Origin of the sequence: Okeania sp. SIO3I5 (assembly GCF_010672085.1) — a bacterium.
Classification (GTDB): domain Bacteria; phylum Cyanobacteriota; class Cyanobacteriia; order Cyanobacteriales; family Microcoleaceae; genus Trichodesmium.
This window is the reverse complement of the sequence record NZ_JAAHHT010000022.1, coordinates 1-9,409: the sequence shown is the minus strand read 5'-3', so window position 1 is coordinate 9,409 and position 9,409 is coordinate 1. Positions and strand designations below refer to the sequence as shown.

The window sequence follows — 9,409 nt, the reverse complement described above, 5'->3', positions numbered from 1 at the left end:
GCAGCAGAAATGGTTTTGCATCGTGGACTAGAGAATGTAGTAGCCCAGGGACTCTGGGGAAAGGAAACAGCCTGTCAAGTCGGTCTGTCGGGGGTCTATGACCTAGATAAGTGGCGTGGGGCAGGAAAGCATAACTGCGAGGTTAGGAAGCCTGCGCTGTACCCGTAGGGTCAGCGTCGGGAGGATGTCACTTATCTAACTTTGCCTGAATATCCTTACTACCTCCTGGCCTTGATCTGCAAAAATGAGTTAGGATACAGTAATCTTTGGTTAGCTATTGGATTACTAAACCCAATGGCGTCCAACCAGGGGTGGGACTTTAACAAAATTTAGTCAAAAATAAATTAATTTAAGATCGATAGACATAATCTTCAACTTGTCTTAAGATTGTCATAAGAATTAAGCTATAAGTAAATCAAGTTACTAATAAGCTAATAACAAAAAGTCCAAAATATTTAAGAGAGGAGAATAAGGTATGGCTATCGTACCAATGCGCTTACTACTAGACCACGCAGCAGAAAACGGTTATGGCATTCCTGCGTATAATGTCAACAACATGGAGCAAATTCAGTCCATTATGCAGGCCGCAGATGAAGCAGACAGCCCTGTAATTTTACAAGCTTCTCGTGGGGCACGCAAATATGCTGGTGAAAATTTTCTGCGTCATTTAATCTTGGCCGCTGTAGAGACTTACCCTCATCTTCCCATTGCTATGCACCAAGATCATGGTAATGCACCCTCTACTTGCTATTCCGCTATGCGCCACGGTTTCACTAGCGTAATGATGGATGGTTCTCTCGAGGCAGATGCTAAGACTCCAGCTAGCTTTGAATATAACGTTAATGTTACTGCTGAAGTAGTGAAGGTTGCTCACTCCATCGGTGTAAGTGTAGAAGGTGAACTAGGTTGTTTAGGTTCCTTAGAAACTGGTATGGGTGATAAGGAAGATGGCCATGGAGCTGAAGGTAAGCTTACCGAAGATCAACTTTTAACAGATCCAGATGAGGCTGTACAATTTGTAGAACAAACTCAAGTAGATGCTCTAGCAGTTGCTATTGGTACTAGCCATGGTGCTTATAAGTTTACTCGTAAGCCTACTGGAGAAATTTTGGCCATTAGCCGAATTGAAGAAATTCACCGTCGTCTACCTAATACTCACTTGGTTATGCACGGTTCTTCTTCTGTTCCTGAAGATTTATTGGCTATGATTAACGAGTATGGTGGCAATATTCCTGAAACTTACGGTGTACCTGTTGAAGAGATTCAAAAAGGTATTAAGAGTGGTGTGCGTAAGGTGAATATTGATACTGATAACCGTTTAGCTATTACTGCTGCTATTCGTAAGGCTGCTGCTGAAGATCCTTCTAACTTTGACCCTCGTCACTTCTTGAAGCCTTCTATTAAGTTAATGAAGCAGGTATGTTTGGATCGTTATCAACAGTTCGGTACTGCTGGTAATGCTAGTAAGATTAAGGTTCAAACTTTGGATGAGTTTTCTGTTAAATATGCTAGTGGAGAATTAGCTGCTACTACTAAGACAGCAGTTTCTGTATAGTTTGTTTGTGAGAATTTTCTAGTCTAATTTCTCAATTATCTAATTAGTTGATGAGAAGTTCTTAGAACAACTTAAGGCTTCTCATTTTTTTTGCCACTTTTCCCAAGAATTTAATCAGGACTTAGGGAAGAATACTATATACAGAGTGCCAAAACTGTAACGTTTTAGATATGTAGTGTTTAGAACCTAAAAAGGTCTAATTCCTCAATGATAAGTTTTTGAAATATACACAAAGCTTCCAATTTTTTTCTAATTCAATCAGAGGACTTAGGAAAAACACTATATGCAGAGTGTCAAAACTGTAACGTTTTAGATATGTAGTGTTTAGAACCTAAAAAGGTCTAATTCCTCAATGATAAGTTTTTGAAATATACACAAAGCTTCCAATTTTTTTTCTAATTTAATCAGGATTTAGGGAAAAACACTATATACAGAGTTCTAAAACTATAACGTTTTAGATATGTAGTGTTTAGAACCTAAAAAGGTCTAATTCCTCAATGATAAGTTTTTGAAATATACAGAAACACAGGGGGAGGACATCACCTCTGTCATGCGCAGCGGTCAGGGTTTCCCAGACGCTCAGAATCCCGCGTTGTCCATCCCCCCTAACCCCCCTTTGAAAGGGGGGAATAGAAGGGCAACGTCGGGAGTATGTCAAGAGCATTCCGATCATCCGTGTATCCGTGGCCAAATCCGTGTCTAGCTGTCAAGGAGCGATCGCTATAAAATCTGTAGAGGGCAAATGGCATTTGCCCCTACCACATAAGGTAGCTTTGCGTAAGTCCTGCTCTACTCGCTACTCCCTATTTCCTAAATAGAACAACTTAAACCACCTGACTTTTGACTAAAAAGAGTATTTTCTCGGTAATCAATAGGACAATCTATCACAGCAGGAACATCCTGAACCAGAGCCTCCTTCAGAGTAGGAATTAAATCAGCAGCAGACTCAACTCGATAACCCTTCAAACCAAAACTTTCAGCAAACCTAACAAAATCAGGATTGCCAAACTTAATAAAAGAAGACTCCCCAAAATGATTTTCCTGTTTCCACTCAATCAAACCATAACCACCATCATTAAAAATCAAAGTCACAAAAGCAGTACCCACCCGTAAAGCAGTTTCCAACTCTTGACAATTCATCATAAACCCACCATCCCCAGTAGCTGCCACAACCTTACGCTCAGGATAAACCAACTTCGCAGCGATCGCTCCAGGAATAGCAATACCCATAGCCGCAAACCCATTAGAAATCAAACAAGTATTAGGACGGTCACAATGATAATGTCTAGCAATCCACATTTTATGGGCACCAACATCAGAAATAACAATATCCTCCGCACCCATGACCTGACGTAAATCATAAATTAGTTTTTGAGGTTTAATTGGAAACCCATCATCCTGACCATATTCCTCATATTCAGAGCGCATATTTTTTCTAATTTCTGATACATTCGGACTTAATTTATTTATGCGTTCCGAGCGTCGCAAAATTTCATTCAAAGAATCAGAAATATCTCCAACTATTTCAGCTATAGGAATATAACTACTATCAATCTCTGCATATTTTGCCCCCACATGAATAATCGGAATTTCTCCTTGAGGGTTCCATTTTTTCGGTGAATATTCAATCAAATCATAACCAACCGCAATAACCAAATCTGTTTCATCAAAAGCACAACTAATATAATCCCGTTGTTGTAATCCTGTCGTCCATAAAGACAAAGGATGAGTGTAAGGAATCACACCTTTACCCATAAAAGTACTAGCAACAGGAATATTTAATTGTGTAGCAAACTCTGTCAAAGCATCACTTGCATTTCCTCGAATCGCTCCATTTCCAACTAAAATAAGAGGATTTTTTGCCTTAGAAATTGCCACTGCTGCCTCCGTCATACTGTGATAAGCAGAATAAGATTTTTCCCGCTTATCTGGATGCAAAGGTTTTCCCTCCACAGACATTGCAGCAATATTTTCTGGTAAATCAATATGAACAGCACCAGGCTTTTCTTGTTGAGCTACCTTAAATGCTTTACGGACAATTTCTTGTGTATTACTAGGGTTAACAATTTGAGCATTCCATTTAGTAACTGGAGAAAACATAGCCACCAAATCTAAATATTGGTGAGATTCAATGTGCATTCTATCAGTACCAACTTGACCTGTAATTGCCACTAAAGGCGCCCCATCTAAATTAGCATCAGCAACACCAGTCATTAAATTAGTAGCACCAGGACCTAATGTTGATAAACAAACTCCTGCTTTTCCTGTAAGACGACCATAGACATCTGCCATAAAAGCAGCACCCTGTTCGTGTCGAGTAGTAATAAATTGAATTGAGGAATTTTTCAGAGCTTCTAGAATGTTTAGATTTTCTTCTCCAGGCAATCCAAATATATATTTTACCCCTTCATTTTCCAGGCATTTTACTAATAATTCGGCAGTGTTCATTTTGATTTTTCTCCTTTTATAAAAAGTGTTCATTAATGGATAATTACCTCTGGTTAAAATTAAGAGGATTGAATTCAGGAAATATTATTTATTTGTTTTCTTGAAATAGAAGGATTTATACCTTAATTTTTCGGTAAAAACTAAGTCAAAATTGAAAAAAAGGGGTGCATCTCAATTTTAAAGAAAGCCAAAAAATATTGCTTTTAGGAAACAGAGAATAGGGAATAGGAAAAAAGTATTTTTGCAAATATGAGATGCACCCAAAAAAGGGAGCTAGTAGGGAATAAGGAATAGGGAAAAACTCGATCTTTATTGACAGCAGATTCCAAGTATTTGAGGTGAAAATATTATTTTTTAAACTGGTATAAGTCAAAATCAACATTTCAAAATGGAATCTAGTTACTTTAACAATCAAAGGTTTATTTGACTATATTATTGTTGCTATGCACTAAAGATTTTAGATATTTTAACTTCCCTTGCGGGAAGTCCCTCGCTCTCTTGAAGATGAATCTTTCCAGAAAAGGTAATCTCATTCTTTACTTCCTGTTTCTCTAAAACTATAATTCCAATATGCAAAGGAAGGAAAATTTATCTCGAAACTAAGACGTCTGAGTTTTTCCGAAGAATAAATCTTTCCAGAAAAGGTAATCTCATTCTTTACTTCCTGTTTCTCTAAAACTATAATTCCAATGTGCAAAGGAAGGAAGCTTTATCTCGAAACTAAGACGTCTGAGTTTTTCCGAAGAATAAATCTTTCCAGAAAAGGTAATCTCATTCTTTACTTCCTGTTTCTCTAAAACTATAATTCCAATGTGCAAAGGAAGGAAAATTTATCTCGAAACTAAGACGTCTGAGTTTTTCCGAAGAATAAATCTTTCCAGAAAAGGTAATCTCATTCTTTACTTCCTGTTTCTCTAAAGCTATAATTCCAATATGCAAAGGAAGGAAAATTTATCTCGAAACTAAGACGTCTGAGTTTTTCCAAGGATGAATCTTTCCACAAAAGGCAATCTCATTCTTTACTTAACTCTGTCTCTAAAGCTATAATTTCAATGTGCAAAGGAAGGAAGCTTTATCTCGAAACTAAGACGTCTGAGTTTTTCCAAGGATGAATCTTTCCACAAAAGGTAATCTTATCCTTTAGTGCCTCTGTCTCTAAAACTATAATTCCAATATGCAAAGGAAGGAAAATTTATCTCGAAACTAAGACGTCTGAGTTTTTCCAAGGATGAATCTTTCCACAAAAGGCAATCTTATCTTTTAGTTCCTCTGTCTCTAAAACTATAATTCCAATGTACAAATATACAAAGCCTCATCTCCAAACTAAACTAAGACGTCTGAGTTTTTTCAAGGGATAAATCTTTCCACAAAAGGCAATCTTATCTTTTAGTTCCTCTGTCTCTAAAACTATAATTCCAATGTACAAATATACAAAGCCTCATCTCCAAACTAAACTAAGACGTCTGAGTTTTTTCAAGGGATAAATCTTTCCACAAAAGGCAATCTTATCTTTTAGTTCCTCTGTCTCTAAAACTATAATTCCAATGTACAAATATAGAATGCCTCATCTCCAAACTAAACTAAGACGTCTGAGTTTTTTCAAGGGATAAATCTTTGCACAAAAGGCAATCTCATCCTTTACTTCCTTTTTCTCTAAGGCTGTAATTCCAATGCACAAATATGCAACGGCCTTCTTTTGAACAAACTCGAACTATTTAATCCAAACAGTCTTAATATTGACAAATTCCAAAATACCTTCCCTGCTAAGTTCCCGACCATAACCAGAACGTTTAATTCCCCCAAAAGGTAGACGTGGGTCAGACTTAACCAAACCGTTGATAAAAACAGCACCCGCTTCTAAATCCGATATTAACCTATCTGCCTCTGCTGTATCTGTAGTCCATGCACTTGCACCTAACCCAAAAGGAGTATTGTTTGCCAACTCTATAGCCTCATCAATATTAGCAACCCGAAATACTAAAGCCACCGGACCAAAAAATTCTTCCTGATAAGCAGGAGAATCTGTTGGTATCTCAGCTAAAATTGTCGGAGGGTAAAAATTTCCAGGAAAGTCAGATAAAGAACGACCCCCTGTGAGAATTTTTGCTCCTTTCTCCACAGAAGCTTCTACTTGAGCATTTAACTCTTCAAGAATAGATGGAGTTGCCAAAGGACCAATATTAGTATCAGGCAACATCGGGTCTCCTACCTTTAAAGCCTCAAACTTTTCTATCAGACCTTGTTGAAATTCATCAGCGATCGCCTCTGCCAAAATAAAACGTTTAGCAGCAATACAAGATTGACCGCTATTTAACATCCTAGCTGTAACTGCCGTAGAAACTGCTGCTTCTAAATCGGCACTTTCTAAAACTATAAAAGGGTCACTACCTCCCAATTCCAAAACAGTCTTTTTAATAGCCCTACCTGCTGTTGCTGCTAAACTTGCACCCGCAGGTTCACTACCAGTTAAAGTTCCTGCCTTTACTCGGTCATCTGCCATAATCCCAGACACCTTATCTGACCCTATCAATAAAGTTTGAAAAGCACCCTCTGGGAAACCTGCCTCTTTAAAAATTTCTTCAATAGCTAAAGCACATTGAGGCACATTAGAGGCGTGTTTCAATAAACCAACATTTCCTGCCATTAAAGCTGGTGCAGCAAACCGGAAAACCTGCCAAAAAGGAAAATTCCAGGGCATAACAGCCAGCACTGGGCCAATTGGTTGATAACGGACATAAGATTTACTAGCGTCGGTTTGTGCAGGGACATCTGCTAGAAAATTAGCTGCCTTTTCTGCATAGTACCGACAGACTAAAGCACATTTTTTAGCTTCGGCGATCGCTCCACTCAGAGTTTTACCCATTTCGAGGGTCATTATTTTGCCAAATTTCTCGGCGTTTTTCTCTAATATGTCTGCTGCTGCTAATAACCATTCTCCCCGTTGGGTAATGGGAACTTGACGATATTGGCGAAAGGTTTTTTCTGCCAATTCTAATTTAGCCTCTATTTCTGTATCTGTGATTGGCTCAAAAGTTTTGAGTATTTCTCCTGTTGCTGGATTAATTGTAGCGATCGGCATATTTTTTCAAGTTAAAAGTCAAAAGTAAGATTTTATAAGCTCAAAGCTTTGACGCTTTAAAGTCAAAAGTTAAAAGCCAAAAGCTAAGTTTTTATAGGCTCAAACTTTTGTTAACCTAATTTAGTTTTCTTCTCCATCATAATCCCTGAGGCTAGACAAACCAATTAGTTCTTTACTATCTTTTACAATGCATTTTTTTTAAGGAGTAAAAGAGTAGAGGAGACGAGGTGTGAGAAAAAATTTCATCCGCCACCTCCGGGAGCTTCAGCAAATGAAAAAAAATCGCCACGCCAAAGGATTTTCGCTTGCATCCTGACAAAAAGTTTGATATCATAGAGACTATCAGGGGTTGCTCGCCCATATACATGATTTTTTATTCAACTTAAGACAGTATTGTTTTTCAGCGAGCTTGAGATATTTCCATACAAAAAGATGGCATAAATAACTGAGTCATCACATCATTTCCCCATCTTCCCCACACTCCCTATTCCTTACTCCCTAATCCCTACTCCCTCATAGTCATAATATCGTTGATAATAAGAATCCGCCCGATCGCCATTACCAACAATACCCAACATCGGTACACCTGCCATACTCAAATCATCCAGAGCCAAACCCAAAGCCTCTCGCTCAGTCTTACCCAACCCCACCACTAACAATAATCCATTAGTATAAGCTGCCAATAAATTAGCATCAGCTCTTCCCAATAACGGAGCAGTATCACAGATCGCCAAATCAAAAGTGCTAACCCCCTCTTGAATCAATTGCTGCATCTGACTTGAAGACAAAATTTTTGTTGGGTCTGGGGGAATAGGTCCAGAAGTCAAGACAAATAGATTTTCATCCACAGGCGATCGCTGAATTGCTGCTTCTATTGGCGTACCATCAATAATTACACTACTTAACCCCTGTTGATTTGACAATCCCATCATATTATGAATTTGTGGACAACGTAGATCGGCATCTATTAATAATACCCGTTGACCCATAGCAGCAGCAGCGCGAGCTAAATGACCCGCTACAGTAGATTTACCATCCCCTGGTAAAGCCGAACTAATTACAAAAGAATTAATCGGATTTTCGATATTTAATAGACGAATATTAGCATTTAAAGTACGGAAAGCTTCTTGAAAAGCTGAAGGATATAAAACCAAAGATGAACTTTTCTTTTCTTTCAATTCATCATTCATCCAAATTCTTTGTTCATGTACAGGAATTACTCCCAATAAAGGTAAACCTATAGATTTTTTTACCTCTTTTGGCGTCTCAAAAACATCCTGCTTAAATCTCTCTCCCAACTGAGCTAATAATATTCCCAATACTAATCCTGTCAACCCTCCCAGGAAAAGATTTAATAACATATTTGGAGAGACTGTTACTAACTCACCGTTTTGAGTTTTTAGTAATTCTGGTGGTGCAATTAATTCCCAAGGTAATTTTGTTTCAGCAGCTTCTATTTGTAATATTTTTTGTTTTTCTAAAAGCTCTTTAATCGTTTTATTTGATATTTCTAATTCTTGCTGAATTTCCGTATAACGCCTTACTACTTCTGGCATCTTTTCAGCATATTCATTTAACTTAGCTTCAGCTTCATCCAATACCTTACCTCTAACTTCCATCACCTCTATTTGATTAGCAGCTAATATCATTTTGTGAATTAATTCTAAGCGAACAGAATCTTGAAAAGCTAAAGCCTTTTTACTAACTTCTTCTATATCTCTGCCAATAACTTTTTCTGCCTCTCGATCTAATAAAGGCAGTAATTTTTCTCGCTGTTGATATAAAGCTTGCATTTGAGGAGCTTTATCTTTAAAACGAGCTGACTCTAGAGCAATCGTTGTTTCTACTTTTTGTAATTCATTTAATAATGATTGATATCTTGGAGATTGACTTAAAGCTGAAGCTATCAAAGCTTCTTCTGGATTAATACCCAACTGACTTTGCAACATAGTATAGAGCGATCGCTGTTGGTCAAGCAATATTTTATTCTCTAGTTTTTGAGATTGAATTTGATTTTTTTCTGCTGCTATTTCTTGACTTTTAATTTCTGGATTAATAAACAGATACTCTTGTTGTAGCTGCTGTAATTCCTGTCGCAATTTTTTGATTTTTTGCTGATATTTAGGAATTTGTGACTCAACAAATTTTAACCCTTCACCAGTCTTACTTTGATTATCTTCACGACCATATTTAGTATAAGCTGCTGCTAGTTTATCTAAAACAAACTTAATTTTATTTTGGTCTGAATCTTTATAGCTAACTTCTATTATTTTAGTCTCATCTAATCTTTTAACAGATCGGATGCTTCATCTAGTAGATATTACTCG

Annotated in this window: 5 protein-coding genes; 2 read left to right on the top strand and 3 right to left on the bottom strand. The window is 37.4% G+C overall.

The genetic code is table 11. From position 1 onward, the window contains the following. Positions 1-475 precede the first annotated feature (475 nt). Both fba and F6K40_RS07485 read left to right on the top strand, forming a co-directional pair. Positions 476-1,555, top strand: a complete 1,080-nt coding sequence (gene fba / locus F6K40_RS07490; protein WP_293133586.1) for a class II fructose-bisphosphate aldolase — start codon at positions 476-478, stop codon at positions 1,553-1,555. Positions 1,556-2,238: 683 nt separating this feature from the next. Next, the gene (locus tag F6K40_RS07485; RefSeq protein ID WP_293133583.1) at positions 2,239-2,373 is read left to right on the top strand and encodes a hypothetical protein; all 135 of its coding nucleotides are present in this window, start codon (positions 2,239-2,241) and stop codon (positions 2,371-2,373) included. On the opposite strand, the gene F6K40_RS07480 is transcribed toward F6K40_RS07485, so the two are convergent. From F6K40_RS07480 to F6K40_RS07470, 3 genes are all read right to left on the bottom strand, one after another. Continuing rightward, complete coding sequence (locus tag F6K40_RS07480; RefSeq protein ID WP_293133580.1) at positions 2,366-4,003, bottom strand: acetolactate synthase large subunit; 1,638 nt, start codon at positions 4,001-4,003, stop codon at positions 2,366-2,368. The two genes, F6K40_RS07485 and F6K40_RS07480, sit on opposite strands and share 8 nt — an antisense overlap. A gap of 1,711 nt (positions 4,004-5,714) precedes the next feature. Then, positions 5,715-7,082 carry an NAD-dependent succinate-semialdehyde dehydrogenase gene (locus tag F6K40_RS07475; RefSeq protein ID WP_293133577.1) on the bottom strand — a complete coding sequence of 456 codons (1,368 nt, stop codon included), beginning with the start codon at positions 7,080-7,082 and terminating at the stop codon, positions 5,715-5,717. 491 nt (positions 7,083-7,573) lie between these two features. Further along, a complete protein-coding gene (locus tag F6K40_RS07470; protein WP_293133574.1) occupies positions 7,574-9,181 on the bottom strand; it encodes a polysaccharide biosynthesis tyrosine autokinase in 1,608 nt (535 codons plus the stop codon). Positions 9,182-9,409: the final 228 nt, after the last annotated feature.

Coding starts and splice junctions, on each gene's coding strand:
- fba (WP_293133586.1), top strand. CDS start 476: ATGGCTATCGTACCAATGCGCTTACTACTAGACCACGCAGCAGAAAAC.
- F6K40_RS07480 (WP_293133580.1), bottom strand. CDS start 4,003: ATGAACACTGCCGAATTATTAGTAAAATGCCTGGAAAATGAAGGGGTA.
- F6K40_RS07475 (WP_293133577.1), bottom strand. CDS start 7,082: ATGCCGATCGCTACAATTAATCCAGCAACAGGAGAAATACTCAAAACT.